This is a genomic window from Streptomyces sp. NPDC002886, from assembly GCF_042888445.1.
Taxonomy (GTDB): domain Bacteria; phylum Actinomycetota; class Actinomycetes; order Streptomycetales; family Streptomycetaceae; genus Streptomyces.
Genome location: NZ_JBIAPV010000002.1, coordinates 510674 through 537382, shown reverse-complemented (window position 1 = coordinate 537382; position 26709 = coordinate 510674). Strand labels below are relative to the sequence as shown.

The 26709-nt window shown below is 72.2% G+C and carries 28 protein-coding genes; 16 read left to right on the top strand and 12 right to left on the bottom strand.

Features of this window, described 5'->3' with window-relative positions; translation table 11 throughout:
- Positions 1 to 20 precede the first annotated feature (20 nt).
- The 3 genes from ACFYYB_RS08610 to glnII form a co-directional block, all read right to left on the bottom strand.
- Entirely contained in the window at positions 21 to 611 is a 591-nt protein-coding gene (locus tag ACFYYB_RS08610) for a winged helix-turn-helix domain-containing protein (RefSeq protein WP_389434046.1), read from the bottom strand.
- A 433-nt stretch (positions 612 to 1044) separates the two neighbouring features.
- On the bottom strand, positions 1045 to 1524 hold the full coding sequence (locus ACFYYB_RS08605; RefSeq protein ID WP_389434044.1) for a hypothetical protein: 480 nt from the start codon (positions 1522 to 1524) through the stop codon (positions 1045 to 1047).
- 148 nt (positions 1525 to 1672) lie between these two features.
- Positions 1673 to 2692: a glutamine synthetase gene (gene glnII, locus ACFYYB_RS08600; protein WP_250743581.1), complete on the bottom strand. Its 1020-nt coding sequence runs from the start codon at positions 2690 to 2692 to the stop codon at positions 1673 to 1675.
- 279 nt (positions 2693 to 2971) lie between these two features.
- On the opposite strand from glnII, the gene ACFYYB_RS08595 reads away from it, so the two are divergent.
- Complete coding sequence (locus tag ACFYYB_RS08595; protein ID WP_389434966.1) at positions 2972 to 3901, top strand: Gfo/Idh/MocA family protein; 930 nt, start codon at positions 2972 to 2974, stop codon at positions 3899 to 3901.
- Positions 3902 to 3976: 75 nt separating this feature from the next.
- Here ACFYYB_RS08595 and ACFYYB_RS08590 read toward each other — a convergent pair whose 3' ends face one another.
- Positions 3977 to 4549, bottom strand: coding sequence for a hypothetical protein (locus ACFYYB_RS08590; RefSeq protein WP_389434042.1), 573 nt, complete (start codon positions 4547 to 4549; stop codon positions 3977 to 3979).
- Positions 4550 to 4768: 219 nt separating this feature from the next.
- Here ACFYYB_RS08590 and ACFYYB_RS08585 point away from each other — a divergent pair, with 219 nt between their 5' ends.
- From ACFYYB_RS08585 to ACFYYB_RS08575, 3 genes are all read left to right on the top strand, one after another.
- On the top strand, positions 4769 to 5476 hold the full coding sequence (locus ACFYYB_RS08585; RefSeq protein ID WP_389434040.1) for an NADPH-dependent F420 reductase: 708 nt from the start codon (positions 4769 to 4771) through the stop codon (positions 5474 to 5476).
- Positions 5473 to 6417 (top strand): 2-dehydropantoate 2-reductase, encoded by a 945-nt coding sequence (locus ACFYYB_RS08580; protein ID WP_389434038.1) that lies wholly within the window; start codon positions 5473 to 5475, stop codon positions 6415 to 6417. The genes ACFYYB_RS08585 and ACFYYB_RS08580 overlap by 4 nt, the downstream gene beginning before the upstream one ends.
- 171 nt (positions 6418 to 6588) lie before the next feature.
- Positions 6589 to 7701 carry a serine hydrolase domain-containing protein gene (locus ACFYYB_RS08575; protein ID WP_389434036.1) on the top strand — a complete coding sequence of 371 codons (1113 nt, stop codon included), beginning with the start codon at positions 6589 to 6591 and terminating at the stop codon, positions 7699 to 7701.
- On the opposite strand, the gene ACFYYB_RS08570 is transcribed toward ACFYYB_RS08575, so the two are convergent.
- Positions 7698 to 8081: an ArsC/Spx/MgsR family protein gene (locus tag ACFYYB_RS08570; RefSeq protein WP_389434035.1), complete on the bottom strand. Its 384-nt coding sequence runs from the start codon at positions 8079 to 8081 to the stop codon at positions 7698 to 7700. The genes ACFYYB_RS08575 and ACFYYB_RS08570 overlap by 4 nt on opposite strands.
- Before the next feature lie 106 nt (positions 8082 to 8187).
- On the opposite strand from ACFYYB_RS08570, the gene ACFYYB_RS08565 reads away from it, so the two are divergent.
- A complete protein-coding gene (locus tag ACFYYB_RS08565) occupies positions 8188 to 8451 on the top strand; it encodes a hypothetical protein (protein WP_327307072.1) in 264 nt (87 codons plus the stop codon).
- Positions 8452 to 8454: 3 nt separating this feature from the next.
- On the opposite strand, the gene ACFYYB_RS08560 is transcribed toward ACFYYB_RS08565, so the two are convergent.
- Positions 8455 to 9240, bottom strand: coding sequence for a polysaccharide deacetylase family protein (locus ACFYYB_RS08560; protein WP_389434033.1), 786 nt, complete (start codon positions 9238 to 9240; stop codon positions 8455 to 8457).
- 142 nt (positions 9241 to 9382) lie between these two features.
- Positions 9383 to 10498, bottom strand: a complete 1116-nt coding sequence (locus ACFYYB_RS08555; RefSeq protein ID WP_389434031.1) for a PP2C family protein-serine/threonine phosphatase — start codon at positions 10496 to 10498, stop codon at positions 9383 to 9385.
- Positions 10499 to 10614: 116 nt separating this feature from the next.
- Here ACFYYB_RS08555 and ACFYYB_RS08550 point away from each other — a divergent pair, with 116 nt between their 5' ends.
- The 3 genes from ACFYYB_RS08550 (at position 10615) to ACFYYB_RS08540 (ending at position 13852) form a co-directional block, all read left to right on the top strand.
- Entirely contained in the window at positions 10615 to 11283 is a 669-nt protein-coding gene (locus ACFYYB_RS08550; RefSeq protein ID WP_389434964.1) for a VIT family protein, read from the top strand.
- An 88-nt stretch (positions 11284 to 11371) separates the two neighbouring features.
- Entirely contained in the window at positions 11372 to 12289 is a 918-nt protein-coding gene (locus ACFYYB_RS08545; protein WP_389434029.1) for a TIGR01777 family oxidoreductase, read from the top strand.
- Between the two features lie 312 nt (positions 12290 to 12601).
- Positions 12602 to 13852: an FAD-dependent oxidoreductase gene (locus ACFYYB_RS08540; protein WP_389434028.1), complete on the top strand. Its 1251-nt coding sequence runs from the start codon at positions 12602 to 12604 to the stop codon at positions 13850 to 13852.
- Between the two features lie 146 nt (positions 13853 to 13998).
- Here ACFYYB_RS08540 and ACFYYB_RS08535 read toward each other — a convergent pair whose 3' ends face one another.
- Complete coding sequence (locus tag ACFYYB_RS08535; RefSeq protein WP_389434027.1) at positions 13999 to 15498, bottom strand: regulator; 1500 nt, start codon at positions 15496 to 15498, stop codon at positions 13999 to 14001.
- Positions 15499 to 15671: 173 nt separating this feature from the next.
- Here ACFYYB_RS08535 and ACFYYB_RS08530 point away from each other — a divergent pair, with 173 nt between their 5' ends.
- The 5 genes from ACFYYB_RS08530 (at position 15672) to ACFYYB_RS08510 (ending at position 19120) form a co-directional block, all read left to right on the top strand.
- Positions 15672 to 16022, top strand: a complete 351-nt coding sequence (locus ACFYYB_RS08530; RefSeq protein WP_389434026.1) for a hypothetical protein — start codon at positions 15672 to 15674, stop codon at positions 16020 to 16022.
- 88 nt (positions 16023 to 16110) lie between these two features.
- Positions 16111 to 16908, top strand: coding sequence for a lipoyl(octanoyl) transferase LipB (gene lipB / locus ACFYYB_RS08525; protein ID WP_389434024.1), 798 nt, complete (start codon positions 16111 to 16113; stop codon positions 16906 to 16908).
- Between the two features lie 110 nt (positions 16909 to 17018).
- Complete coding sequence (gene lipA, locus ACFYYB_RS08520; protein WP_385377614.1) at positions 17019 to 17966, top strand: lipoyl synthase; 948 nt, start codon at positions 17019 to 17021, stop codon at positions 17964 to 17966.
- Positions 17967 to 18213: 247 nt separating this feature from the next.
- Positions 18214 to 18411: a hypothetical protein gene (locus ACFYYB_RS08515; RefSeq protein WP_243329800.1), complete on the top strand. Its 198-nt coding sequence runs from the start codon at positions 18214 to 18216 to the stop codon at positions 18409 to 18411.
- 10 nt (positions 18412 to 18421) lie between these two features.
- Positions 18422 to 19120, top strand: a complete 699-nt coding sequence (locus tag ACFYYB_RS08510) for a DUF4191 domain-containing protein (protein WP_327307081.1) — start codon at positions 18422 to 18424, stop codon at positions 19118 to 19120.
- Between the two features lie 123 nt (positions 19121 to 19243).
- Here ACFYYB_RS08510 and ACFYYB_RS08505 read toward each other — a convergent pair whose 3' ends face one another.
- Entirely contained in the window at positions 19244 to 19711 is a 468-nt protein-coding gene (locus tag ACFYYB_RS08505; protein WP_389434021.1) for an RDD family protein, read from the bottom strand.
- Between the two features lie 184 nt (positions 19712 to 19895).
- On the opposite strand from ACFYYB_RS08505, the gene glnA reads away from it, so the two are divergent.
- Together glnA and ACFYYB_RS08495 are read left to right on the top strand one after the other, a co-directional pair.
- Positions 19896 to 21305, top strand: a complete 1410-nt coding sequence (gene glnA / locus ACFYYB_RS08500) for a type I glutamate--ammonia ligase (protein WP_389434020.1) — start codon at positions 19896 to 19898, stop codon at positions 21303 to 21305.
- A 107-nt stretch (positions 21306 to 21412) separates the two neighbouring features.
- On the top strand, positions 21413 to 21730 hold the full coding sequence (locus ACFYYB_RS08495; protein ID WP_389434018.1) for a MazG-like family protein: 318 nt from the start codon (positions 21413 to 21415) through the stop codon (positions 21728 to 21730).
- A 26-nt stretch (positions 21731 to 21756) separates the two neighbouring features.
- Here the strand turns inward: ACFYYB_RS08495 and ACFYYB_RS08490 are convergent, their stop codons facing one another.
- Positions 21757 to 22410, bottom strand: a complete 654-nt coding sequence (locus ACFYYB_RS08490) for a TetR/AcrR family transcriptional regulator (RefSeq protein WP_389434016.1) — start codon at positions 22408 to 22410, stop codon at positions 21757 to 21759.
- Positions 22411 to 22497: 87 nt separating this feature from the next.
- Here ACFYYB_RS08490 and ACFYYB_RS08485 point away from each other — a divergent pair, with 87 nt between their 5' ends.
- On the top strand, positions 22498 to 23268 hold the full coding sequence (locus ACFYYB_RS08485; RefSeq protein ID WP_389434015.1) for an SDR family NAD(P)-dependent oxidoreductase: 771 nt from the start codon (positions 22498 to 22500) through the stop codon (positions 23266 to 23268).
- Positions 23269 to 23316: 48 nt separating this feature from the next.
- Here ACFYYB_RS08485 and ACFYYB_RS08480 read toward each other — a convergent pair whose 3' ends face one another.
- Both ACFYYB_RS08480 and aceE read right to left on the bottom strand, forming a co-directional pair.
- Entirely contained in the window at positions 23317 to 23835 is a 519-nt protein-coding gene (locus ACFYYB_RS08480) for a DUF4240 domain-containing protein (RefSeq protein ID WP_243330439.1), read from the bottom strand.
- A gap of 167 nt (positions 23836 to 24002) precedes the next feature.
- Positions 24003 to 26687: a pyruvate dehydrogenase (acetyl-transferring), homodimeric type gene (aceE, locus tag ACFYYB_RS08475; protein WP_389434013.1), complete on the bottom strand. Its 2685-nt coding sequence runs from the start codon at positions 26685 to 26687 to the stop codon at positions 24003 to 24005.
- Positions 26688 to 26709 lie beyond the last annotated feature (22 nt).

The window sequence follows — 26709 nt, the reverse complement described above, 5'->3', positions numbered from 1 at the left end:
TGGTCGGGCCGCCGTACCGATCAGGGCGCGTACTTGTACCCCACCCGGCGCACGGTCTGGATCGCGCCGCGGTGGGCGGCGCCCAGCTTGCGGCGCAGCCGCGCGACGTGGACGTCGACCGTACGGCCGTCGCCGACGTGGCCGTAGCCCCAGACGGTCGTCACGAGCTGGTCGCGGCTGTGGACCCGGTGCGGGTGCGCGACCAGGTGGGCCAGCAGCTCGAACTCCAGGTAGGTCAGGTCCAGGACCTCGCCGTCCACCTCGGCTGTGCGCTGCGCCGGGTCGATGCGGACCAGGGCGTCCCCGGTGACGGCCGCCGCACCCGGAGCCGGGGCGGCGGGAACGGACTGCGGGGAGAAGGCGATCGGCTGCTGGTCGGCCGGTACGAGCACCAGGTAGCCGACCATCGGCGGCTGGCCGGGGAGGCTGGGCAGGGTGTGCGCGGGGGCGGGCAGCCAGGTGGCGCCGGGCGGCAGGAAGTCCACGACGCGCGCCACCTCGTCGCGGTCCACGGCCCGAAGGCGGTGGCGCGGACTGGGCGGGAAGCTCGGGTAGGTCAGGGGAGAGGTCGCAGCGGAGGCGGCAGAAGCGAAGGAACGGGTGTTCGCCATGAGTGGTCAGCTCTTTCACGCGGAGTGGTCGGCAGGAGACGTACGGAGAGCGTCGTCTTGTGTCGTACCGCGCAGACCGAAGGCCTGGGGGAGGTCGGTTTCGAGGTCCCGGAGGCTTTAGAGGGCCGGCGCGTTCTTCGCGCGGCAACACACCCGGTCGAAATCGTGGTCCTGACGGGAAGGCCAGAACGGCTCGAGGTCGCTGCGACCGGTCGAGGTGTGCGAGTAGCTGGCCATGGCCCCATTCAAGCAGATGTGAGGGCCCCGGGGCAGACCCCGTCTCACTCTATGGAGCGGAATCCCATATTCCGTGATCATGGCATGAACGGACCATTGCAATCCCGACAAACCGTCACCCGTCCCGGGGGCTGCGCCACTCCATTCCGGTCGACCGGTATCGCATCGTGAGCGGATCCGTCCCACGGGCCCTGGCCTAGAAGCCGTCCGAGAGCCAGTCCGAGGTGTCGCGGTGGCGGCTCAGCCCCACGGCGTCGAACTCGTCCTCGCCCAGGCTCCTTCGCGCCCCCAGCCGACGCAGGGCCTGGGAGATGGGACTGACGGCTCGCGCGAACCGCTTCCTCGTCGGCTCGTCCAGCGGCCCCAGCGCGAGTGAGCCGTCAGCCCAGACGGCCGCTCGCTGCTCGCCGATTCCGCCGAAGTATTCGGCCTCCACGTAGGCGACCGCCCCTGCGGCCGACCACTGAGCCAGCAGCGTGTCGAAGCCTCCCGGCAGCTTCCAGAACCCCAGGTCTGCGACCTCGCTCCCGTCCGTGACGGCATCGAAGACCTCATCGGTCATCGGCATGAGCGACAGGCCCTGGCCGAGCGGTACCACTCGGGACCCGGGGACCTCCCGCGATGCGGCGTGCAGCACCTCGTCGCCGGCGATCACCGCTTGCAATGCGTAACCCACTCGGAGCCCCCCAGGACGATCGGAGCCCCATCCTCCCTGACGCGGCGCGCACGAACCCAGGTGCCTCTCCACCCCCCGACAGCACGGCGCCCGCCCTCCCCTGAGGGAGGACGGGCGCCGTGGTGGTGTCAGGGGTGGCCGGCCGGGGTCAGACCAGGCCGTCCTTCTCCAGGGCGGTGCAGCAGGTGTCCGTGATGAGGCGGGTCACCACGTACGGGTCCACGTTCGCGTTCGGGCGGCGGTCCTCGATGTAGCCCTTGCCGTCCTTCTCGACCTGCCACGGGATGCGGACCGAGGCGCCGCGGTCCGAGACGCCGTAGCTGTACTCGTTCCACGGGGCGGTCTCGTGCAGGCCCGTCAGACGCTCGTCGATGCCCGCGCCGTAGTTCTTGACGTGGTCCAGCGGCTTGCTGCCCTCGCCCAGCGACTCGGCGGCGCAGATGATCGCGCGGTAGTCCTCGCGCATCGCCTTCGTGGAGAAGTTGGTGTGCGCGCCCGCGCCGTTCCAGTCGCCCTTGACCGGCTTCGGGTTCAGCGTCGCGGAGACGTTGAAGTCCTCGGCGGTGCGGTAGAGCAGCCAGCGCGCGATCCACAGCTGGTCGGAGACCTCCAGCGGGCCGACCGGGCCGACCTGGAACTCCCACTGGCCGGGCATGACCTCGGCGTTGATGCCGGAGATGGCCAGGCCCGCCGCGAGGCAGTGGTCCAGGTGCTTCTCGACGATGTCGCGGCCGAAGATCTCGTCCGAGCCGACGCCGCAGTAGTAGCCGCCCTGCGCGGCCGGGAAGCCGTTGACCGGGAAGCCGAGCGGGCGGGTGCCGTCGAAGAAGGTGTACTCCTGCTCGATGCCGTAGATCGGCGCCTGAGCGGCGAACTTCTCGGCGATCGGACGCAGCAGCGCGCGGGTGTTCGACTCGTGCGGGGTCATGTCGATGTTCAGGACCTCGCACAGGACGAGGACGTTGTCGCCGCCGCGGATCGGGTCCGGGCAGGTGAACACCGGCTGGAGTACGCGGTCGGAGGCGTGGCCCTCGGCCTGGTTGGTGCTCGAACCGTCGAAGCCCCAGATCGGCAGCGCGTCGCCGTCCGCCATGATCTTGGTCTTGGAGCGCAGCTTCGCCGTCGGCTCGGTTCCGTCGATCCAGATGTACTCAGCCTTGTAGCTCACGGGCCCCATCCTTCGGTGCGTCGCTCCGGCGCAGACTCTGCGGGTGCTGCGCTGCGTCCTGCGGATCGCGTACGGCGGTTCACGTCCCTGTGGCTCGCGTACTGCGAATTCGTTCTGCGGTGTTGACCGCAGAGTGCCCGCTCGCGATTTCTCTTCCGTTGCCCGTGTGTGAACCCCGTGTTACCGAGGTTTGCGCCGCAGGTGGGCGTGGTCGAGAGGGTTGGCGTTCGGGCACCCGTCCGGGTGGGGCAGACTGAGCGGGTGAGCATTTCGTACGATTTGACGTCCGCCGGAGATGCCGCCGCAGAGGCCGCTTCCGGGCCCCGCCCCCGGGTCGGGCTCCTGGGCACCGGCCCATGGGCCCACCGCACGCACGCCCCCGCCCTCGCCGCGCATCCCGGCTCCGAGTTCGTCGGAGTCTGGGGCCGGCGCCCCGAAGCCGCGGCCGAGCTGGCGCGCGAGTACGGGGTGAAGGTGTACGAAGACCCCGACGCGCTGTTCGCCGACTGTGACGTCGTGGCCTTCGCCCTCCCGCCCGACGTGCAGGCCCCGCTCGCCGTGCGCGCGGCCGCCGCCGGCTGCCATCTCCTTCTCGACAAGCCGGTCGCCACGACCCCGGCCGACGCCCGCGCGGTCGCCGCGGCCGTGGCCGAGCACCGGGTAGCCTCCGTCGTCTTCCTCACCCTGCGCTTCGCCGAGCCGACCGCCGGCTGGGTCGAGGAGCAGGCGGAGCGCACGGGCTGGTTCACCGCCGCCGCGCACTGGCTCGGCGCGGTCTTCCCGCCCGACGGCGAGCCCAGCGCCTACGCGGACTCGCCCTGGCGCAAGGCCAAGGGCGGGCTGTGGGACGTGGGCCCGCACGCCCTGTCCGTACTCATCCCGGTCCTCGGCGACGTCACCGGGGTCAGCGCCACCCGCGGCCCCGCCGACGTGGTGCAGCTGGCCCTGCGGCACACCTCCGGCGCGGCCAGTACCGCCGTGCTCAGCCTCAGCTCCCCGCGCGCGGCCGCCGGGGTGGGGCTGGAACTGCGCGGGGCCGCCGGCGTCTTCGGCCTGCCGGACTGGAGCAACGTCCCGGGGGCGTACGGCCGCGCCCTGGACGCGCTCCTCGCCTCGGCCCGTACCGGGGTGCCGGACGTACGGGGGGCTGAGTTCGGAGCCCGGCTGACGGAGATCCTGGCGGAGGCGGAGGCGCAGCTGCCGGAGTGAGACCGCCTCGGCGGGGCCCGCCGCCTCGGGGTCCCGCCGCCCGGGCGGCGGGACCGCCGCCGTCGTCGCGCGCCGCTATTTGATGACCGCGTTGGCCGCGATGATGGCCAGCCCGATCGTGGCGTCGGCGACCCCGATGAGCAGCGCCGAGGCGAGTTTGTAGCCGACCCTGAGGGCCACGAAGGCGCCCCAGGCGAACAGCATCGCGGTGTTCACGCCCAGCCCGACGGCGGTGACCGCGTGGGAGTCCCAGTCGGCGAGTCCGGCGACGAGCAGGAGCAGGACCGTGGGCAGGGTGGCCGCGATCATGGGCCACTCGTTCCACAGCGCCCGCCCGAGGATTTTCCACCGGTGACCGGCGGAGCCGGCCTGATGGGTGCTCATGTGGTGCGAGTAGCCGTGCGCGAGCCCGGCCGTGGCGGCGGTGACGAGCACCCAGCTGGCGTCGTAGAAGGGGGTGTACTCCCCGCCCTTCTGGTCGAGCGCCGCCAGCAGCCCGGACGCGAGCACGGTCCCGTACACCCCGCCGAACATCCAGTCGGCGCCGCGCCGGGGCGGGGGGAGCGCGGACCCCGGGAGGCCCGGCGCCGCCGGTGGCGCCGGAGGCTCGCCGGGTGTGGTGGGCCGCGGGTGCTGCTGCTCGTTCACGACGGATCCTTTGGTGCGGTACATCCCCTTTGTGCCGGCCTCACCCTACGAGGCGCGGGATGGGGCCGGTGTGAAGACCGCGGCGGGGGAGCCGTGACGGCCGCGACGGGGGAGCCGTGACGGCCGCGACGGGTGCGGGACCGCGACCTGCCGGAGCGAGGCCCCACTCCGGCGGCGTAGCGGCGGAATACGGTGGATCGCGGGCGACTTGAACCCCGCATGGCAACTCTTGGACTCATCGGAAGCGGCAACATCGGAAGCACCCTCGCGCGGCTCGCCGTGGACGCGGGGCTGGACGTGGTCCTCAGCAACTCCAGAGGGCCGCAGACGCTGGACGCCCTGGTCGCCGAGCTCGGCCCGCGGGCCCGGGCCGCCACCCCGGCAGAGGCGGCCGCGGCCGGCGACTGGGTCGTGGCGACCATCCCGCTGGGGCACTACCGCGAGCTGCCCGCCGACGCGCTGGCGGGCAAGGTCGTCCTCGACACGCTCAACTACTACCCCCAGCGGGACGGGGTCTTCCCCGCCCTGGAGGCGGAGGAGACCACCACCAGCGCGCTCGTCCAGGAACACCTGGCCGGGGCGCAGGTCGTCAAGGCGTTCAACAACATCTACTTCAAGCACCTGCTGGCCCTCGCCCGTCCGGCCGGCTCCCCGGACCGCTCGGCCCTGCCGATCGCCGGCGAGGACCCGGCCGCCCGCGCGTCCGCCACCCGCCTTCTCGACCTGCTCGGCTACGACGCGGTCGACGCGGGGGAACTCGCGGAGAGCTGGCGCCTCCAGCGCGACACGCCCGTCTACGTGCTCCCGTACGCCGAGGACCTGTCCCGTCCGGGCGGCCTTCCCGAGGACCCGGGGGCCGTCGCCGACGCGGCGGCCGTCCGCGCCGCCCTGGCGAAGGCGGTCCGGCCGGCGGGCTCCGCCGGATGAGGATCCTGACGGTCGGAGCCGGCGCCGCGGGCGGCTACTTCGGTGCGCGCCTCGCCCGGGCGGGGGAGGACGTCACCTTCCTGGTCCGCCCCCGGCGGGCCGAGGTCCTGCGGGCGCGCGGACTGCGGGTGAGCGGGCCGGGGGAGGAGATCGCCTTCGCCCCGCGACTCGTCACCGCCGACGCGCTGGAGGGGACGGGTGCGCGGGAGGGGACGTACGACCTCGTCCTGCTGTCCGTGAAGTCCACCTCCCTCGAAGCGGCCGTTCGGGACCTCGCGCCGGCGGTCGGTCCCGGGACGGCGATCCTGCCGCTGCTCAACGGAATGGCGCACCTCGACCACCTCGCGGACCGGTTCGGGGACGCGGCGGTGCTCGGCGGAGTGGCCAAGGTGGTCACCACCCTGAACGAGCACGGCGACATCGTCCGGATGGCCCCGCCCACCGTGGTGCTCACCGGCGAACGCGACGGCCGTCCCTCGGCGCGGGTGGACGCCATCCGCGCCGTGCTGACCGGTGCCGGGATCGACAGTCCCGAAGTGCCCGACATCGTCGGCGCCATGTGGCACAAGTGGGTCTTCATCACCACCCTGGTGGCGGTGACCTCCCTGGCGCGCGGAGCCGTCGGCGAGATCAACGCCGTGCCCGGTGGGACCGGGTTCGGCCTCGCGGTGCTCGCCGAGGCGGCCGCGGTGTCGGCCGCCGCCGGGTACCCGGTCCCGGAGCCGGAACTCGCCTTCACCGCGCGGACGCTGGCCGTCCCGGACTCGTCGCTGACCCCGTCGCTGTACCGGGACGTGCTCGCCGGTCACCCGACCGAGGTCGAGCACGTGCTCGGCGACCTGTCCGCCCGGGCCCGCGGCCTCGCCGTCCCCACCCCGCTCCTGGACCTCGCCGCACTCCAACTCCGTGTCCATCAGAAGCGGGTGACGGCCGGGGATTAGAGCGGCCGACGTGCGCCGTCCGCGCGGCCGGCCTCAGGGCCGGTCGCACGGACCCCTTCAGGGTGGCCTGGGGGTCCGGTCAGGGCGATCACCGATGGGCAACGCGCGCTGGGTGGCGGAGTGTTGGTATCAGAGCCACAGACACAGAGTCGCCTTCGCCAGGAGCCACCGATGAACGCACGCCCCCGCACCCTCCGCCGGATCGCCGTCACCGGCATCGTCCTGGCGGCCCTCACCGTCGTCGCGGGCGCTCCGGCCGCACTGGCCGCGCCCGGTGGGTCCGAAGGCTCCGCGTCGGCCACGGTCCACGGCCGGGGGGCGGCCGCCCATGACCCCGCCGCGCTGCGGGCCCTGCTGGCGTCCCTGCCCGACAACGTCTCCACGGGGGCCCTGGTGCGGCTGTCCGGCGCGGGGCAGCGCACACCGTGGACGGGTACCGCCGGGCCGGTCGCCGCGGACGCGGACATCCCGATCGGCAGTGTCACCAAGCTGTTCACGAACGCCCTGGTGCTGCGGCTCGTCGCGGAGCGCCGGATCGAGATCGACGCACCCGTGCGCCGCTACCTGCCCGACCTGATACCGGGCGCCTATGCGGCGGTGACCGTACGGCAGCTCATGGACCACACCGCCGACCTGCCGATGTTCACCAGCGGGTCCGCCGATCCGAGCACCATGGTGCTCGACACGTTCGCGGCGGACGCGGTGGTCCGCCCGGGCCGCAGGCCCGCCCCGGGCACGGTCCAGCAGTACAACGGGACGAACTCCTTCGTCGCCGGCCTGCTCGTGGAGCGGATATCCGGCCGGACCTACGAGGAGGAACTGCGGCGCGGCATCGTGCGCCCCCTGGGGCTGCGCCAGACCCGGATGTCGGCGGATCCGCGGATGGCCAGGTTCTGGGCGGAGGGCGGCCTGGACTCCACCGCGGCCGACCTGGACCGCTTCATGGCCGCGCTGCTGGGCGGCCGGCTGCTGCCGCCCGCGCAGCAGCGCCACCTGTACGAGGTCCCGGACGTGCCCTACGGCCAGGGGAAGAACTGCCTGTCGGCGAAGGCCTGCTTCAGCGCGGCCGGCCTGATGCGCCACGAGACGGGCGACACCGTGGTCTGGGGCAAGACGGGCTCCGGCCCCGGCTGGTCGACCGGCGTCTTCGCCACCGAACGGGCCGGCCGCCGGCTCGTCTACGCCTTCAACCCGAAGCCCGACGCGTCCAGGGACGAGCAGATCGGGCGCGTCGTGCAGTTCGTGAACGCGGGCTTCGCGGGCGGGGCCGGCCGGGCGCTCTAGGCGCGGGGGCCGGACGTCCGGGAGAGGGCTTCGCGGACGGTTTCGTCCGAGCGGGCCACCAGTGCCGTGCCGTCCTCGGCCGTGATGATCGGGCGCTGGATCAGCTTCGGGTGCGCCGCCAGGTGGCTGATCCAGGCTCCGCGGGACTGCTCGGTCTCCTCGCGCGGGAGTTCCCGTACGCCCGTCTCCTTGGCCAGTGGGTCCGAGGTGCGGGTGATGTCCCAGGGCTCCAGGCCCAACCGGCCCAGGACCTCGCGGATCTCGGCCTCGGAGGGCACGTCCTCCAGGTAGCGGCGGACGGTGTACTCGGCGCCCTCCGCGTCCAGCAGGGTCAGCGCGCTACGGCACTTCGAGCAGGCGGGATTGATCCAGATCTCCATGCCCGAAATCTTAGCCAGGCGGCGTCTGGCCAGGTCCTTTGTCAGTGGTCGCCGGTAAAATTCAAGGAGAAGGACAGGACGCCAACTTGCCTTTGGGAGGCTGTAGATGGCCACTGCCATGACCCTGCACACCATCGAGCCCGTCAAGAAGAAGCCGCTGCCGGCGGGGCTGCCCCGGGAGTGGTACGAGAGCCACAACCGGCGGCTGAAGGCGATGCGGCTCGCGATATCGCTGCTCGACTCCGGCACGTATGACGTACAGCGCGCCACCAACCGCAAGATCCGCACGATGGCCGTCCGGACGGGCATCCGCCGGCCGTCGAACGTCACCTGCAAGATGGTCCGCTCCTTCATCCGCGACGCCGGGTAGCCCTCAGCCCGCCTCGGGGACCTTCGGGAAGCTGAAGCCGTAGCCCTGCTCCTTGAGCCACGGCAGCAGCTTTTCGAGGGCCTCGACGGACTGGGAGCGGTCGCCGCCCCCGTCGTGCATGAGGATCGTCGGCCCCTTGGTCTTCAGCTGGTCCTGCACGGCACTGACGATCTTGTCCGCGCCGGGCCGGTTGAAGTCGCCGGGGTCGACATTCCAGCCGAGGTTGGCCATCCCGTCGCGGGCGGCGATCTCTCGGCTCTCGGGGGTGAAGGCGCCGCCGGGGGCGCGGTAGTACCAGACGCGGGCGGAGCCGCTCGCTTCGTCGATCATCCGCTTCGCGTCCATGATCTCCTTCTCCTGGTACGCCACGTCCTTCTTGTCCATGGCCGTGTCGTGGCTGACCGCGTGGTTGCACAGCCGGTGGCCGGCCGACACGATCTCCTTCACCAGGTCCGGGTGCTTCTTCGCGTTCGGCCCGGTCAGGCAGAAGGTGGCCTTCGCCTCGTGGGCCTTGAGGAGTTCCAGTGCCTTCGGGGTCCACCTCGGGTCCGGGCCGTCGTCGAGGGTGAGGTTGACGACCTTGCCCCCGTCCGCGGCCGTGCGCGTCAGGGCCGAGCCCACCTGGAGCGGGGCGGGGGCCTCGATCTGCTGGTTCTTCGCCGAATCCGGTTCCGCCGCCGCGTCTTCCCCGGCGAGGCCGACCACGATCGAGCCGGTGATCAGGGCGACGGCGCCGGCCGCCGCGATCACCGCCGTGATCCGCTGGTTGTGCTTGTACGGTGCGCGCATCGAATGGGCCTCGGTTTCCGTGCTCGAAGGGCTGGAAGAGCCGAGCAAAACACGGAAATTAACCCAAATGGGCGCTTGTTGGCGCTTGTCATCGTTTGGTCATGTGATCAGTACGGCGCGGTCATCCCGCGCGCCCCCCGCCTCAGCCCGCGCCCGGAGTCGGCACGTCGGCGACCCGCTTCGGGTCCAGGGACAGCACCAGCAGGGCCACGTCGTCGCGCGGCCCGCCCCGGGTGAAGGACCTCAAGTCCCGCCACACCGCCGGGGCCAGCCCCGCCGGATCGTTCGCCAGAACGGGCACGCGCGCGGCCAGCGGGTAGAAGTTCCCGGCGACGTCGCGGGCCTCCGTCACCCCGTCCGTGTACATCACCAGCCGGTCCCCGGGGACGATCCGGAGCTCGGCCGGCGCCGCCGGGGTGGGACCGGCCAGGCCCAGGCCCAGCGGGGGCCCCGGGTCCACGTCGACTTCCGAGACCGTGCGACCCCGTAGCAGCAGGGGCGGAGGATGCCCGCACGACACGATCCGTACGAGGGCCAGCCCGGGCGGGAACTCCAGCAGCACCGCCGTCGCGAAGAGCTCCGCGTGATCCACCGACTCGGCCGCCGAGTCCGCGAGCAGCCGCCGGTCCAGCCGGGCCGCCACCGTCGTGAGCTCCGCGTCGTCCAGCACCCCCTCCCGGAAGGCGCCGAGCAGCGAGGCCACGGTGCCGACGGCGGCCAGGCCGTGGCCTTGGACGTCGCCGATCAGCGCGCGCACGCCGTAGGGGCCCACCCGTACGTCGTACAGGTCGCCGCCGACCAGGGTGCCGTGCTGCGCGGCCCGGTAGAGGCCCGCGCAGCCGACCGCGCCGACCCGTTCGGGGACGGGCGGCAGGACCGCGAGCTGCGCCGCCTCCGCGACGGTGCGCACGCTCACCAGCTGGGCGTCGCGGCGTTTTCGGACCCAGGCGACCACCACGCTGAGCAGCCCGATCACCGCGACGGTCCCGAGGTCGGAGCCCTGGGCGTGGGCGATCCCGAGCGAGGGCAGGCCGATGAGGACCAGCACCACCGCGGCGAAGACGGCCGTCCCGGTGGCCCCGTAGGCGAAGGCCGCCACCGGGGGGAGCCCGGCCAGGAAGTAGCCCAGCTCGACGTCGCCGGGGGTGATGCGCTGCACGAGCACCAGCACGACGAGGGCCACCGCGGGCGCGAGGCGGGCCCAGCGCGGCGGCGGCGCCCCGCGCAGCCAGCCCGGCTCCTCGCGTCGGCGTCTCACCCCTCCACCCTGATCCCGACGCCGAAGGCGCGCACGCCGGGTGGCTCCTTCCGGCGGCGCCCGCGACAGTGGGGGGCGTGACGGATGCGGATGGTGCGGCGGGACAGAGCGCGGCGATGAGCACACGGCTGAACTGGCTGCGCGCGGGTGTGCTCGGCGCGAACGACGGGATCATCTCCACGGCGGGCCTGGTCGTCGGCGTCGCCGGGGCCACGACCTCGCGCACGGCGATCCTGGCGGCGGGCGTCGCCGGGCTGCTGGCGGGCGCGCTGTCGATGGCGGCGGGGGAGTACGTGTCGGTCAGCTCCCAGCGGGACTCGGAGAAGGCGGCGCTGGACCTGGAGCGGCGGGAGCTGGCGGAGTCGCCGCAGGAGGAGCTGGAGGAACTGACGGGGCTGCTGGTCGGCAGGGGGCTGAGCGAGTCGGTGGCACGGGAGGCGGCGGAGCAGCTGACGGAGCGGGACGCGCTGCGGGCGCACGCGCGGGTCGAGCTGGGGATCAACCCCGACGAGCTGGCCAACCCCTGGCACGCGGCGCTGGCGAGCCTGGTGGCGTTCACGGTGGGGGCGCTGCTGCCCCTGCTGGCGATCGTCCTGCCGGGCGCCTCGCAGCGGGTCCCGGTGACCGTGGTCGCGGTCCTGCTCTCCCTGACCCTGTGCGGGGTGCTCAGCGCCCGCCTGGGCGGGGCGCCCGCCACCCGGGCGATCCTGCGCAACGTCACCGGCGGCGCCCTGGCGATGGCGGTGACCTACGCGGTGGGCACCTGGCTGGGCACGGCCACCTGAGAACCGGCTCCCCCCCCGGAACCCCCAGATCCCCGGGATTCCCGGGGCGTACGGCACGCGGAGGCGGGAGCGCTGCCAAGATGGGGGCATGCGCATCGCGGTCACCGGGGCCACCGGACTCATCGGCAGCGCCCTCGGGCGGTCACTGAAGGCCGACGGGCACGAGCTCGTCCGGTTCGTGCGGCGGGAGCCGGCCGGGCCCGGCGAGGCGCGGTGGGATCCCGCGCGGGGGTACGTGGACCCGGCCGGGCTCGCCGGGTGCGGGGCCGTCGTGCACCTCGCGGGGGCCGGCGTCGGGGACCACCGCTGGACGGCCGCCTACAAGCGGGAGATCCGCGACAGCCGGGTCAAGGGCACGGCGGCCGTCGCCGCGGCCGTCGCCGCGGCCGTCGCCGCGGCCGTCGCCGCGATGGACGAGCCGCCCGCGACGCTCGTCTGCGGCTCCGCCATCGGGTACTACGGGGACACTGGCGACCGGACGGTCGACGAGGACGCCCCGGCCGGGGAAGGCTTCCTGCCCGAGGTCTGCGTGGAGTGGGAGGCCGCCGCCGCGCCCGCCCGGGAGGCCGGGATCCGGACCGTGTTCGCCCGTACCGGACTGGTCGTCGCCGCCGAGGGCGGGGCCTGGGGGAAGCTGTTCCCGATCTTCAAGGCCGGCATCGGCGGCCGCCTCGGCACCGGCCGGCAGTACTGGTCGCACATCTCGATGCACGACGAGATCGCCGCCCTGCGCCACATCATCGACACCCCGGCCCTGGCCGGGCCGGTGAACCTGACCGCCCCCGAGCCCCTGACCAACCGCGAGGTGACCGCCGCGATGGGCCGGGTGCTGCACCGTCCGGCGGTGTTCGCCGTGCCCGCGCCGGTCATGCGCGTGGTGCTCGGGGAGTTCGCCCAGGACGTGCTGGGCAGTCAGCGGGTGCGCCCGACCCGGCTGCTGGAGTCCGGGTTCGTCTTCCGGTACCCGGGGATCGAGGAGTCGATCAGGGCCGCGCTGGAGTCCTGAAGCGCCTCCGGCTCCCGGGCCTGAAGCACGCCCGGCTCCCGGGCCTGGAACGCCCTCCGGCCCCCGGGCCTGAAGCGCCCCCGGCCCCCGGCCGGAAGCACCCGCGGCTCCCGGCCTGAAAGCCACGGTGCTCCGGGGGCTCCGAGGGAGCGCCCCGGCGCACGCGTGCGACCGCATGTGAGCCGAATGCGACCGTCGTGCGACCGGAGTTGACCGCATTACCCGTAATGGCCCGCCCGACTCGGGTTCCGCTCGAGCCCGTTGGGGGAAGGAGGTTCCCCACACAGCCGGGCCGACCTCGGGGAGGGGCACGTGCTCAACAGCGCACACGCACATCATGCGGACGTGGTCATCGTAGGAGCCGGAGTCTCCGGACTCGCGGCAGCGCACCACCTGATCGCGGCCGGGGTCACGGTCATCGTCCTGGAGGGCGCGGACGACGCGGGCGGCCGGATGGCCACCGAGACCGTGGACGGCTTCCGGCTCGACCGGATCGGCCAGATCCTGAACACCGCCTACACCGAACCGGCCCGCACCCCGGGCCTGGAAGGCCTGGTCCTCAAACCCTTCGCGCCCGGCGCCCTCGTGCACAGCGAGGGCAGGACGCTGCGCGCCGGGGCCCTCACCCCCGCCCGCGCCCTGACCAGCGGCTCCCTCGACCAAGCCCGGATCGGGGCGGCGCTCGGCCGCCTCGCCGCCCTGCCCGAGGAACGCCTCCTGGCCCGACCCGAGCGCACCGCGCACGCCGCCCTGAGCTCCAGGAGCCTCGGGACGACCCTGCGCCCGCTCCTCGCCGCGCTCCTGCGCGACCCCGCGCTCACCACCTCCAGCCGCGTCGCCGACCTGGCCCTGCGCACCTTCGCGCGCGGCCGCCTCGCCGTACCCGAGGGCGGTGCCGCCACCCTGCCCGGACTGCTCGCCGCCGCGCTGCCGCCCGGCACCGTACGCACCGGGGTCCGGGTCCGCTCGGTGGCCACCAACCTGGTCACCACCGAGGAACACGGCGACTTCAGCTGCCGCTCCGCCGTCCTGGCCACCGGTGCCCGGGCCGCCGCCGACCTGCTCCCGGGCCTGCGCGTGCCCGCCTTCCACCAGGTGACCGTGATGCACCACGCCACCACCACCCCGCTCGCCTCGGACGGCTCGCTGCTCCTGGACGGCGACCCGGACTGGCCCGTCGCCCACACGGCCGTCATGAGCGCGGTCGACCCGACGCGCGCCCCCGCCGGCCGCAGCCTGGTCACCACCACCGTGCTCGGCCCGCCACCGCCCGCCCGGACGGTCGCCTCGCGCCTCGCTCGGCTCTACGAGACCGCGACCCGGGACTGGGAGCTGCTCACCGTCCACCACACCCCCGAGGCCGTCCCCGCGATGCCGCCGCCGCAGGACCACCGGCGCACCGTCCGGGTCCTGGCCGGGCTGTACGTGTGCGGCGACCACCGGGACACCAACACCGTCGAGGGGGCCCTGCGCTCGGCCCGCCGAGCCGCCGCCGCCGTCCTGCGCGACTTCGGCATCCCCGTCCCGTCCGCCCCGCGAGCCGCCCTCCCGGTGGCCGCCTGAGCCAACCACCCACCGCGGCCCGGCGGGGCCGACCCGCCCCCGCCGGGCACCCCACGCCGCCCGACGGGCACCCCACGCGGCCCCGCCGGACAAAGATCGGCACCCGGCCCGGGGGCGGCCCCCGAAACTCCGGCCGACCCGCAGGGTCAGGACAGCGCGGCCACCCGGTCCCGATACCCCCGCACCGCGGACGCGTCCCGGTACGGCTCCAGCCGCCGCTCGAAGTCCCGTACGTACTCCACCGCCCGCACCGACCGCATCTCCATCGCCTGCTGCGCCGCCTCCGCGCCCAGCGCGCACGCCTGGTCCAGCTCGCCCAGCCCCAGCCGCGCGGTCGCCAGCACCACCCGGCAGAACAGCCGCGAGCGCGCGTACGAGGGCGCCCGCAGCTGCAGGGACCGCTCCGCGTGCTGCGCCGACGCCCGGTACTGCTGGAGGTCCCGGTGGCAGTGCCCGAACTCGTCCGCGAGCTGCGCCTCGTCGTAGTCGCGCGCCCAGTGCGGTACGTCGTCCCCCGGCCGGGCCGCCCCCAGGGCCCGCTCGGCCCGCACCAGCGAGGCCGTCGACGCCCTGACCTCGCCGAGCACCGCGTGCCCGCGCGCCTCCGCCGAGTGCAGCAGCGCCTGCACCACCGGCGGCGGCCCGGAGCCCACGCCCTGCTGGGCCACCCGGGCCAGCTGCACCGCCTCCCGGCCGTGGCCGAGGTAGACCGCCTGCCGGCTCATCGTGATCAGCACGTACGCCCCGTACGGCCGGTCCCCGGCGGCCTGGGCCAGCCGCAGCGCCTGGACGAAGTACCGCTGGGCGAGCCCGTGCGCGGCGATGTCGTACGAGGTCCAGCCCGCGAGCCGGGTCAGGTCGGCGGCGGCGGAGAACAGCCGGCGCCCGGTGGTCTCCCCGTAGGTGCCGCGCAGCATCGGCTCGGCCTCGTGCTCCAGGTACCGCACCAGGGCCTGGCGGGCGTGACCGCCCCCGTAGGCGTGGTCCAGGGTGCGGAAGAGTTCGCCCACCGATCTGAGCGCCGCGATGTCACCGCCGGTCACCCGCTGCCCGGGCCCGCGGTCGATCTGCCGCTGCCGGGGCACCGAGGCCCGTCCGGGCAGCGGGCGGCCCAGCTCCGGGCGGCCCGGCTCGGGGCGGCCCGCTTCGGGGCGGCCCTGTTCCGGAACGCGTGCGGCGGCTTGCTCCGCGCCCCGGCCGACCCGCTCGTCGGCGCGCCCGATCAGCCAGTCCCGGCTGGGCACCACCAGCCCGGCCGGAGTGAAGGCGATCTTGCGCAGCTCGGCGTGCGAGCCGGAGTCCTTGCGCCACAGCCCGCTGGCGATGTCCACGGCCTCCTCGGGGGTGGCCGCGAACTCCAGCCCCGCGTACACCGGGGCGCAGGCGTCCAGGCCCAGGTCCTGGGCGGACAGCCGCCGCCCGAGGCGTCGGGTGAACACCTCCGCGATCAGCGCCGGGGTGGTGCCGCGCGGCTGCTGTCCGCGCAGCCAGCGGGTCACGGAGGTCTTGTCGTACCGCAGATCGAGACCGTGCTCCAGACCGAGCTGGTCGACACGGCGGGCGAGCCCGGCGTTGGAGAACCCGGCCTCGGCGATCAGCGCCGAGAGCTGCCGGTTGGGGACACGCTGGGCAGGTCGTTCCGTCATCGGCTCCACGGTCTCCTGACGTGACGGACCGGGGTCCCGGCCCTGTGAACGGCGTGAATGTAGCGGCGAACCTTGCCCGTACCGCCCTCTCTGTCCCACATTCATCCGATCGTGTGCAGAACCGGTGGGTCTCTTTACGGACCGACCCCCTCCACCCGCGTACGCTGCGCCCCATGACCCGCCGGCCCACCGGGGAACCTTCCCCCGGCAGCTGCGAGCGCCCCGGAGGCGACGGCAGCCACGCAGAGTCCACGGCCCCGCCGCTCGTGCCCGACCTGGTCGCGCCCGAGCTCACCGAGGCGGAGTGCCGGCGCTGCGGGACGTACATCGCGGGTCTCGACGGGCGCTACGCGTGCGGGGTCTGCGGCTGGGTGAACGACCACACCGAGGGGCACCGCCGGCTGCCCCGGGCGGACGAGGACCCGGACCGGCCGCCGAAGGGCCGCAGGCGGCCGAAACAGCTCCCCGGACCGCCCGCGCCCCCGGATCCCGGGCCCTGGGTGCTGTCCGGGACGGGTGGCTGACGGGGCCCGCGGGGGCCGCCGTACCCTTGCTGGGTGCGATAGGTGCACACAGCAAGTTCGTCGGCAGGTTCAACGAGGAGGCGCCGCGGTGGCTGAGCTTGGGTTTGTCCGCATGGGCTTCGGTCCGGAGGCCGTCGAGTACACGGTGGCCTGGGAAGAGCAGCGCCGGGTGCACGCGGCCCGCTTCGCGGACGAGATCGAGGACACCTGCCTGCTGCTGGAGCACCAGCCCGTCTACACGGCCGGCCGGCGCACCGCCGACAGCGAGCGCCCGCTCGACGGCACGCCCGTCGTGGACGTGGACCGCGGCGGCAAGATCACCTGGCACGGCCCGGGCCAGCTGGTCGGCTACCCGATCATGAAGCTGCCCCGCCCGGTCGACGTGGTCGCCCACGTCCGCCGCCTGGAGGACGCGCTGATCCGCACGGCCTCCGAGTTCGGCCTGGAGACCACCCGCGTCGAGGGGCGCAGCGGGGTCTGGGTGCTCGGCGACCCGGTGGAGGAGCGCCCGAAGATCGGCGGCCTCTCCCTGGACTTCGACCCGCGGCTGCACGACGAGGAGTTCGACGCCCGGCTGAACGGCCCCGAGTACGCCCCGTCCAACGCCGGCCAGCGCCGCGAGGACCGCAAGCTCGCCGCCATCGGCATCCGGGTCGCCAAGGGCGTAACGATGCACGGCTTCGCGATCAACGTGAACCCCGACAACACCTGGTTCGACCGAATCGTCCCCTGCGGGATCCGCGACGCCGGTGTGACCTCGCTCTCGTACGAACTGGGCCGCGAGATCACCATCGCCGAGGTGCTGCCGGTGATCGAACGGCACCTGAAGGACGTGCTGGAGCAGGCGGAGCCGAAGCCCAGGGAGATAGAGCCCGTCGCGGGCTAGTTCGCGCGGGAATGGGTCGGGCCGCCCGCAGGTTGGCCGACGTAAGAACGTATGAAATTACGGGCGTACCCTGGTGGGCGCCGAAGAATCGAAGTCACAGGGAGCCGGTCGTGTCCGCAGTCGCACCCGACGGACGCAAGATGCTGCGCCTAGAGGTCCGTAACGCCCAGACGCCCATCGAGCGCAAGCCCGAGTGGATCAAGACGCGGGCCAAGATGGGTCCCGAGTACACCAAGATGCAGGCCCTGGTGAAGGGCGAAGGACTGCACACGGTGTGCCAGGAGGCCGGCTGTCCGAACATCTACGAATGCTGGGAGGACCGCGAGGCCACCTTCCTCATCGGTGGCGACCAGTGCACCCGGCGCTGTGACTTCTGCCAGATCGACACCGGCAAGCCCGAGGCGCTGGACCGCGACGAGCCCCGCCGCGTCGGCGAGTCCGTCGTCACGATGGACCTGAACTACGCCACCATCACGGGCGTCGCGCGCGACGACCTGGCGGACGGCGGCGCCTGGCTCTACGCGGAGACCGTGCGCCAGATCCACCAGCAGACGGCGGGCCGCGAGAGCGGCCAGACCAAGGTCGAGCTGCTCGCCCCGGACTTCAACGCGGTCCCGGAGCTGCTGGAAGAGGTCTTCGCCTCCCGCCCCGAGGTCTTCGCCCACAACATCGAGACGGTGCCGCGCATCTTCAAGCGCATCCGCCCCGGCTTCCGCTACGAGCGCTCGATGGACGTCATCACCCGGGCACGGGCCTACGGCCTCGTCACCAAGTCCAACCTGATCCTGGGCATGGGCGAGGAGCGCGAGGAGGTCAGCCAGGCGCTGAAGGACCTCCACGAGGCGGGCTGCGAGCTCATCACCATCACCCAGTACCTGCGGCCCTCGCCGCGGCACCACCCCGTCGAGCGCTGGGTCAAGCCGGCCGAGTTCGTGGAGCTGGCGCAGGAGGCCGAGGAGATCGGCTTCTCCGGAGTCATGTCCGGCCCGCTGGTCCGCTCCTCGTACCGCGCCGGGCGCCTCTACCAGCAGGCGATGGAGAAGCGCGCGACGGTCTGACGCGCCTCCCGAGGCGCGTGGTGCGGGAGGTATGTGAACTCGCGCACAAAGTCTTACTTACGGGTAACCCCGCACCGATGCGGCCCCTAGGCTCTCTTTAGCGAGAGACCTGGTGGGCCGCATCAAGGTTTCATCACTGTTTGACCAGTCGGTCACGCCCTGGTAACACCAGTCAGTGACGATTGTTCGACGCACCGCACACACGCTTGGCAACCCCCGACGTGAGCACCGTGAAAGGGTCGACACCATGCAGGCCGCGCCCGTACGCGCCATCGCCATTCCGTCCCTCACCGACGCCGTCCGCGGCCTGGAGTCGCTGCTCATGAGCGGCGCCCGCCGGAACGCCTGGACGGCCGTCCTCGAAGACCGCCGCAGGGCCCAGGACCGGGTCGAAACCGAGCACGTACTCGAGGCCGCGGCGACCCGGACCGAGAAGGCCACGTAAACTTCGCTGCATGGCGAGGAAGTCAAACGCAGAGACTGCTGCGAACCCCGGGCGACTGAAGCAGATCGCCCTGACGTACAAGATGACGCGCAAGGCCGACCCGAAGGTCGGTCTGATCGTCGCGGGCGTGGGAATCGTCACCTTTGGTGTCTTTCTCGCGATCGGCTTCCTGATCGACCACCCGGTCTACCTGGGCATCCTGGGCTTCCTGGTGGCGTTCCTGGCGATGGCGGTCATCTTCGGACGGCGAGCCGAGACGGCCGCCTTCGGACAGATGGAGGGACAGCCCGGCGCGGCCGCGGCCGTACTGGACAACGTGGGCAGGGGCTGGACCACCACCCCCGCCGTCGCGATGAGCAAGCAGCAGGACATCGTGCACCGTGCCGTGGGCAAGGCCGGCGTGGTTCTGATCGCCGAGGGCAACCCGAACCGGGTGAAGCCGATGCTCGCGAACGAGAAGAAGAAGCTGGCCCGGATCATGCCCGACATCCCGGTCCACGACTTCATCGTGGGCAAGGGCGAGGGCGAGGTGCCGCTCAAGAAGGTCCGTACGACCCTGATGAAGCTGCCCCGCGTGCTCTCCGGTCCCCAGATCACCCAGGTCAACGACAAGCTGCGGGCCATGGGCGACTTGCTGAGCAACATGCCGATCCCGAAGGGCCCGATGCCCAAGGGGATGCGCATGCCGCGCGGCGGAAAGATGCGCTGATCCGCTTTTCGTATACGACACGTGCGACACAGAGGGGCGCCCCGGGCCGATGGCCCGGGGCGCCCCTCTGTATTCGTTTCCGTGTGCGTTCTCCGCGTGCGTGTTCGTTCTCGGATCCGCGTCTCAGATCCTGACCTGTACGGCGCGGCTGAGGCGGTCGTGCAGCCCGCGGCCGTCGCGGTCCCAGACGAGGGCCGGGATCAGCAGGGCGAGGAGGGCGGTACGGAGCACCACGCGGCCGAATCCGAGCCGGCCTCCGTCCTGCGAGACGACCCGGAGGCCAAGCATCCGCTTCCCTGGGGTAAAGCCCACGGTGCCGACCGTCAGGATGACCAGGGTGACGAAGACGGCCAGGGTCCAGTTCCCCGAGCCGTTCCAGTCACGGCCCGTGATCAGGCCGTACGCGATCAGCTGGCAGCCCAGCCAGTCGATGGCCACGGCGCCGAGCCGGCGGCCGAAACGGGCCACCGAGCCGGGCCCCTGCTGCGGCAGGCCGAGCTGCTTGCCGGGGTAACCGAAGTCGGCACCCATCCCCTCGGCGGCCTCGCGGGGGCCGGAGAGCCAGGATCCGATTGCTTGCCTCTTGTCCACGCCAACACGGTACCCGTGCCGTCGAGCGCCCTTCGGGCGGGACCCTGGTTAACTTGTGCGAAACAAATGGGTCATGCTTGAGAAACCCCGTCTGCTTATGGTCGGGTCAGCGTGCGGCACCGCACTGACGCACCACTAGCTATAAAGCCCGCCCTGCCCCGGGGTCGGGAGTAGGAGGAGTTGGATGTTCAAGAACGCCGACGAAGTGACGCAGTACATCCAGGACAACGACGTCAAGTTCGTAGACGTCCGCTTCTGCGACCTGCCTGGTGTGATGCAGCACTTCACCATCCCGGGGCGCGTCTTCGACCCGAACGAGGAGCTGGCGTTCGACGGCTCCTCGATCCGCGGCTTCCAGGCGATCCACGAGTCCGACATGGCGCTGCGTGCCGACATCACCACCGCGCGCCTGGACCCGTTCCGCAAGGACAAGACGCTCAACATCAACTTCTTCATCCACGACCCGATCACGGGCGAGGCCTACAGCCGTGACCCGCGCAACGTCGCGAAGAAGGCCGAGGCGTACCTGGCCTCGACCGGCATCGCCGACACCGCGTTCTTCGGCCCCGAGGCCGAGTTCTACGTGTTCGACAGCGTGCGCTTCGCGACCACCGCGAACGAGAGCTTCTACCACATCGACTCCGAGGCCGGCGCCTGGAACACCGGTTCCGAGGAGAACAACCGTGGTTACAAGGTCCGCTACAAGGGTGGTTACTTCCCCGTAGCCCCGGTCGACCACTTCGCCGACCTGCGCGCCGAGATCTCCCTCGAGCTGGACGCCCAGGGCCTCCAGGTCGAGCGTCAGCACCACGAGGTCGGCACCGGTGGCCAGGCCGAGATCAACTACAAGTTCAACACGCTGCTCGCCGCGGCCGACGACCTGATGCTCTTCAAGTACATCGTGAAGAACGTCGCGTGGAAGAACGGCAAGACCGCGACCTTCATGCCGAAGCCGATCTTCGGTGACAACGGCTCGGGCATGCACGTGCACCAGTCGCTGTGGGCGAACGGCGACCCGCTGTTCTACGACGAGACCGGCTACGCGGGTCTGTCGGACATGGCGCGCTACTACATCGGCGGCATCCTCAAGCACGCCCCGTCGCTGCTGGCCTTCACCAACCCGACGGTGAACTCGTACCACCGCCTGGTCCCGGGCTTCGAGGCGCCGGTCAACATGGTGTACTCGCAGCGCAACCGCTCCGCCGCGATGCGCATCCCGATCACGGGCTCGAACCCGAAGGCCAAGCGCGTCGAGTTCCGCGCCCCGGACCCGTCCTCGAACCCGTACCTGGCGTTCTCGGCCCTCCTGCTGGCCGGCCTCGACGGCATCAAGAACAAGATCGAGCCGATGGAGCCGATCGACAAGGACCTCTACGAGCTCTCCCCGGACGAGCACGCGAGCGTCCCGCAGGTCCCGACCAGCCTCGAGGACGTCCTCAAGGCCCTGGAGGAGGACCACGAGTACCTCCTGGCCGGCGGTGTCTTCACCCCCGACCTGATCGAGACCTGGATCGACTACAAGCGCACCCACGAGATCGCCCCGATCGCGCAGCGCCCGCACCCGCACGAGTTCGAGCTCTACTTCGACCTCTAAGCCGTGCCGTGGTCGTGCTGACGCACTGATCGAACGAAGCCCCGCCCCCTTCTCCGAGAGGGGGGCGGGGCTTCTGCGTTGCGGCGGCGCGGCGCTAGCGTCGGGGGATGGACGACACCTGGAAGACCATCGCAGCCCTCGGGGCGCGGTTCGACGAGCACGACCGGGGGCGCGGGGTGGCGCGGGAGGAGAGCGTGACGCTGCAGATCCTGAAGATCGGGGAGGAGTTCGGGGAGGCGGCGCAGGCCGTGATCGGGGCCAAGGGGACCAATCCGCGGAAGGGCGACTCGCACACCTGGGGGGACGTGGAGGCGGAGATCGCCGACGTCATCGTCACGGCGATGGTCGCGCTGGCCCGGATGCGGCCCGACGCCCCCGCCTTCTTCGCGGAGCACCTGAGGGAGAAGTCCGCCCGGTTCCTGTGACGGGTCGGCGGCCGGAAGGCGGCGGGTCAGCGCATCAGGGGCATCGCGCCCGTGAGGTCGCGCAGGCAGCGGATCGCGAGTTCCGCGGGGGAGCCGGGGCCCGTGGGCGGGGTGTCCGTGGTGGACCAGAGTTCCAGGGCGATGCGGATCGCGTCCGTGGCCGCCGCCGCGAGGAGGCGTACGGCGAGGGGTTCGGCGTCCGGGCCGGCGAGCCGGGCGACGACCGGGACCAGGCGCTCCTCGGAGTCCTGGTTGACCCGGTACCAGACGGCCCGCAGGGCCTCGTCGGTCGTGGCGGCGCGCAGCAGGCCGCGGGTGACCTCCAGGCCCTCGTCGAGCGCCTGGGGGCCCGTGAGGGAGCGGGTGACCGCGCGCTCCAGGGCCTCGGTGAGCGGGGTGCCGGGGTCCTCCTCGGCGAGCAGCGCGCGCCAGGCGTCGCCGCCGCCCGCGAGCAGGGGGGCGACGGCCTCCTGCTTGTTGCGGAAGTAGCGGTAGAACGTGCGCAGCGCCACGCCCGCGCGGTGGGCGATGTCCTCGGCGGTGGTGCCGTCGGGGCCGTGCTCGGCGAAGAGTTCGCAGGCGGCGCGGGCGATGTCGAGCTGGGTGGCCGCCTTGCGGCGCTCGTTCAGCGACTGGGCTCCGGGGCCGGCCTGGGGAGAGTACGGACGAGGGGATCTCACCGGGGAAGGATACCTCGACCCCGGGGAGGCAAATGCACGTTTTGACAGGCTGGCAAAACGTGTCATCGCGGGAGTACGCTCGTCCCCATGAACCGTTACGAAGGACGTCGCGTCCTCATCACCGGCGGCGGCTCCGGCATCGGCCAGGCCACCGTCCACCGCATCCTTTCCGAGGGCGGCCGGGTCCACACCGTGGACGTCAACGAGGCCGGCCTCAAGGCCACCGCCGACCAGGCCGCCGCCGACGGGCACGCGGACCGCCTCACCACCGCGGTCCTCGACATATCCGACGAGGCCGCGGTCAAGGCGGGCGTGGCCGCCGCGGTGGACGCCCTCACGGGCATCGACGTGCTGGTCAACGCCGCGGGCATCCTGCGCTCCGCGCACACCCACCAGACCACGCTCGAACTCTGGAACAAGATCATCGCGGTGAACCTGACCGGTACGTTCCTGGTCATCCGCGAGTCGCTCCCCGCGCTGCTGGGCGGCGACCAGCCGGTCGTCGTCAACTTCAGCTCCACCTCGGCGTCCTTCGCCCATCCCTACATGTCCGCCTACGCGGCCAGCAAGGGCGGCATCCAGTCGATGACGCACGCGCTCGCCGCCGAGTACAGCAAGCAGGGGCTGCGCTTCGTCGCCGTCGCGCCGGGCTCCATCGAGAGCGGCATGACCACCGGCAGCGGCCCCGGCCTGCCCGAGGACACCGACTGGAGCCTGTTCGCCAAGCTCGCCCCGGCCCTCGGCCAGGGCTTCGCCGGCCCGCAGACGGTCGCCGGCGTCGTCGCGATGCTGGGCTCCGAGGACGGCGCCTTCATCACCGGTACGGAGATCCGCATCGACGGCGGCACGCACGCCTGAGGCGGCAAGGTCCGAAAAGGGACGGCCCAAGGGACGGCCCAGGGGGCGTCAGCCCCTGAAGCGGTCCCACAGCCGGGGGAAGCGCTCCGCGAGCACGGCTTCGTTCTCGAAGTCCAGCGCAGCGCCCTCCGGCTCCGCCGCCTGCAGCGGGATCCCCAGATCCGGCGCGACCGACCCGGTCAGCTGCTCGTACGCCTCGTCCGCCGCGTACCCCAGCTCCTCGCCGTCCCCGTCGATCTCCTCGTCGAACTCGTCGAGGAGCTCCGCGAGCTGGTCCGGATCGTGCACCCCGCCCTCGAAGACCTCCCGGCCCTGGCCGATCAGCCAGCACCGGAAATAGTCGAAGGCGTCGTCGCTGGCCCCGTCGAGCAGCACCCACGCCGCGCCCCACAGGTCCCACGTGTACGCCCGGTTGTACCGCGACTCGAAGTGCCGCGCGAAGTCCAGGACGGAGTCCGGGTCGAGCTGCGCCAGCCGCTCCACCAGCAGCTCGGCGTGTTCCTCGGGGTCGCCCTCGGCGGCCTCGCGGGTACGGTCGACCATCTCCCAGAACTCCGTCTCGTCCATCACCGCTCAAGCATCACGGGTACGCCCCCTCGCCGCCACCGCGCGTGCCGCGAAAGGCCGGTCCGGGCCCCCGCACGGCGGCATGCGAACGCGAAAGACGGCCCGCTCCCGAAGGAGCGGACCGCCTCACGATCGTTCAGAACACCGGCCGTCCGGGCCGCCGGGGCCTACAGGCCGTAGCGCTCCCGGGCCTCCTTGATGGAGGACGCCGGGACCTCGCCGCGGCGGGCGAGCTGGGCCAGCGCGGCCACCACGATCGACTGGGCGTCGACACCGAAGTGGCGGCGGGCGCCCTCACGGGTGTCGGAGAGGCCGAAGCCGTCCGTACCCAGCGAGGTGTAGTCCTGCTCGACCCACTGGCTGATCTGGTCCGGGACCTGACGCATCCAGTCGGAGACGGCGAGCACCGGGCTGGTGACGCCCTCCAGGGCGCGGGTGACGAACGGGGTGCGCAGCTCTCCACGCAGGAGGGCCTCGTCGCACTCCAGCGCGTCGCGGCGCAGCTCGCCCCAGGAGGTGGCGGACCAGACGTCGGCGGCCACGTTCCAGTCGGCGGCGAGCAGCTTCTGCGCGTCCAGGGCCCAGTGGATGGCCGTACCGGAGGCCATCAGCTGGATCTTCGGGGCATCGGCGGCCGGGGCCGCCTCCGCCAGGTCCGCCGCCGTGTTGAAGCGGTAGAGGCCGCGCAGGATGCCTTCCTCCACGCCCTCCGGCATGGCGGGCTGCACCTTCGGCTCGTTGTAGACCGTCAGGTAGTAGAAGACGTCTTCCGGCTTCTCGCCGTACATCCGGCGCAGACCGTCCTTGACGATCACCGCGATCTCGAACGCGAAGGCCGGGTCGTAGTTGAGCGACGCCGGGTTCGTGGACGCGATCAGGTGCGAGTGGCCGTCCGCGTGCTGCAGACCCTCACCCGTCAGGGTGGTGCGGCCGGCGGTGGCGCCGACGATGAAGCCCTTGCCGAGCTGGTCGGCGAGCTGCCACATCTGGTCGGCGGTGCGCTGCCAGCCGAACATCGAGTAGAAGATGTAGAACGGGATCATCGGCTCGCCGTGCGTCGCGTACGACGTACAGGCGGCGATGAAGTCGGCCATGGCGCCGGCCTCGGTGATCCCCTCGTTGAGGATCTGGCCGTCCTTGGCTTCCTTGTAGTACATGAGCTGGTCGCGGTCGACCGGCTCGTACGTCTGGCCCAGCGGCGAGTAGATGCCGGCCGACGGGAAGAGGGACTCCATACCGAAGGTACGGGCCTCGTCCGGGACGATCGGAACCCAGCGCTTGCCGGTCTCCTTGTCCCGCATCAGGTCCTTGACGAGCCGGACGAAGGCCATGGTGGTGGCCATCTCCTGCTTGCCGGAGCCCTTCAGCAGCGGGGCGAAGGAGCGGTCCGCCGGAGCGGGCAGGGCCACGTGCTTGACCTTGCGGGCCGGGGCCGGACCGCCGAGCGCCGCGCGGCGCTCGTTCAGGTACTGGACCTCGGGGCTGTTCGCGCCCGGGTGGCCGTACGGGACCTGGCCGTCGGCGAAGGCGCTGTCCGGGATCGGGAGGCCAAGGAGGTCACGCATGTCCTTGAACTCGTCGATCGTCAGCTTCTTCATCTGGTGGTTCGCGTTCTTCGACTCGAACCCGGCGCCCAGCGTGTAGCCCTTGACGGTCTGCGCGAGGATGACCGTCGGAGCACCCTTGTGCTCCAGGGCGGCCTTGTACGCGGCGTACACCTTGCGGGGCTCGTGGCCGCCGCGGGAGGTGTGGAAGCACTCGGCGATCTTCGCGTCGGAGAGCACACCGGCCAGCTGCACGAGCTCGGCGTTGGCGCCGAAGAAGTGCTGGCGGATGTAGGCCACGTCGCGGGTCGCGTACGTCTGGAACTGCGCGTCGGGTACCTCGCGCAGGCGGCGTACCAGGGCGCCCGTGGTGTCGAGCTGGAACAGCTCGTCCCAGGCGGAGCCCCACAGCGACTTGATGACGTTCCAGCCGGCGCCGCGGAACTGGGCTTCCAGCTCCTGCACCACGCGGAAGTTCGCGCGGACCGGACCGTCGAGGCGCTGCAGGTTGCAGTTGATGACGAAGGTCAGGTTGTCGAGCTGCTCGCGGGAGGCCAGGGCCAGGGCGGCGGTCGACTCGGGCTCGTCCATCTCGCCGTCGCCCAGGAAAGCCCAGACGTGCGAGTTGGCGGTGTCCTTGATGCTCCGGTTCTGCAGGTAGCGGTTGAAGCGCGCCTGGTAGATCGCGGAGAGCGGGCCGAGGCCCATGGACACCGTCGGGAACTCCCACAGCCACGGCAGGCGCCGCGGGTGGGGGTAGGACGGGAGACCGTTGCCGCCGGCTTCCTGGCGGAACTTGTCGAGCTGCTGCTCGGAGATCCGGCCGTCGAGGAAGGCGCGGGCGTAGATGCCGGGGGAGGCGTGGCCCTGGATGTAGAGCTGGTCGCCCGATCCGTCGGCCTCCTTCCCGCGGAAGAAGTGCTGGAAGCCGGTCTCGTACAGCCATGCGGCCGAGGCGAAGGTGGCGATGTGGCCGCCGACGCCGTACTTGGAGCCGCGGGTCACCATGGCGGCCGCGTTCCAGCGGTTCCAGGCGGTGATCTTGGCTTCCATCGCCTCGTCACCGGGGAACTCCGGCTCGGCGGCGGTGGGGATGGTGTTGACGTAGTCCGTCTCGAGCAGCTTCGGCAGCGCGAGGCCGGCGGCCTCGGCGTGCTGGAGCGTACGACGGAGCAGGTACTCGGCGCGGCGCGTACCGGCGGCCTTGGCGACGGCGTCGAGGGAGGCCGCCCATTCGGCGGTCTCCTCGGTGTCGCGGTCCGGGAGCTGGTCGAGCTCGCTCGGAAGCTTTCCTACGGGGTCGGACATCGGTGTGCGCCGCCTTCCGGAC

Excerpts from the sequence above, each read along its gene's own strand:
- ACFYYB_RS08610 (WP_389434046.1), bottom strand. The coding sequence starts at position 611 with ATGGCGAACACCCGTTCCTTCGCTTCTGCCGCCTCCGCTGCGACCTCT.
- ACFYYB_RS08585 (WP_389434040.1), top strand. The coding sequence starts at position 4,769 with ATGGCAACTCTTGGACTCATCGGAAGCGGCAACATCGGAAGCACCCTC.
- ACFYYB_RS08580 (WP_389434038.1), top strand. The coding sequence starts at position 5,473 with ATGAGGATCCTGACGGTCGGAGCCGGCGCCGCGGGCGGCTACTTCGGT.
- ACFYYB_RS08575 (WP_389434036.1), top strand. The coding sequence starts at position 6,589 with ATGAACGCACGCCCCCGCACCCTCCGCCGGATCGCCGTCACCGGCATC.
- ACFYYB_RS08570 (WP_389434035.1), bottom strand. The coding sequence starts at position 8,081 with ATGGAGATCTGGATCAATCCCGCCTGCTCGAAGTGCCGTAGCGCGCTG.
- ACFYYB_RS08565 (WP_327307072.1), top strand. The coding sequence starts at position 8,188 with ATGGCCACTGCCATGACCCTGCACACCATCGAGCCCGTCAAGAAGAAG.
- ACFYYB_RS08560 (WP_389434033.1), bottom strand. The coding sequence starts at position 9,240 with ATGCGCGCACCGTACAAGCACAACCAGCGGATCACGGCGGTGATCGCG.
- ACFYYB_RS08550 (WP_389434964.1), top strand. The coding sequence starts at position 10,615 with ATGAGCACACGGCTGAACTGGCTGCGCGCGGGTGTGCTCGGCGCGAAC.
- ACFYYB_RS08545 (WP_389434029.1), top strand. The coding sequence starts at position 11,372 with ATGCGCATCGCGGTCACCGGGGCCACCGGACTCATCGGCAGCGCCCTC.
- ACFYYB_RS08535 (WP_389434027.1), bottom strand. The coding sequence starts at position 15,498 with ATGACGGAACGACCTGCCCAGCGTGTCCCCAACCGGCAGCTCTCGGCG.
- ACFYYB_RS08530 (WP_389434026.1), top strand. The coding sequence starts at position 15,672 with ATGACCCGCCGGCCCACCGGGGAACCTTCCCCCGGCAGCTGCGAGCGC.
- ACFYYB_RS08515 (WP_243329800.1), top strand. The coding sequence starts at position 18,214 with ATGCAGGCCGCGCCCGTACGCGCCATCGCCATTCCGTCCCTCACCGAC.
- ACFYYB_RS08510 (WP_327307081.1), top strand. The coding sequence starts at position 18,422 with ATGGCGAGGAAGTCAAACGCAGAGACTGCTGCGAACCCCGGGCGACTG.
- glnA (WP_389434020.1), top strand. The coding sequence starts at position 19,896 with ATGTTCAAGAACGCCGACGAAGTGACGCAGTACATCCAGGACAACGAC.
- ACFYYB_RS08495 (WP_389434018.1), top strand. The coding sequence starts at position 21,413 with ATGGACGACACCTGGAAGACCATCGCAGCCCTCGGGGCGCGGTTCGAC.
- ACFYYB_RS08485 (WP_389434015.1), top strand. The coding sequence starts at position 22,498 with ATGAACCGTTACGAAGGACGTCGCGTCCTCATCACCGGCGGCGGCTCC.
- ACFYYB_RS08480 (WP_243330439.1), bottom strand. The coding sequence starts at position 23,835 with ATGGACGAGACGGAGTTCTGGGAGATGGTCGACCGTACCCGCGAGGCC.
- aceE (WP_389434013.1), bottom strand. The coding sequence starts at position 26,687 with ATGTCCGACCCCGTAGGAAAGCTTCCGAGCGAGCTCGACCAGCTCCCG.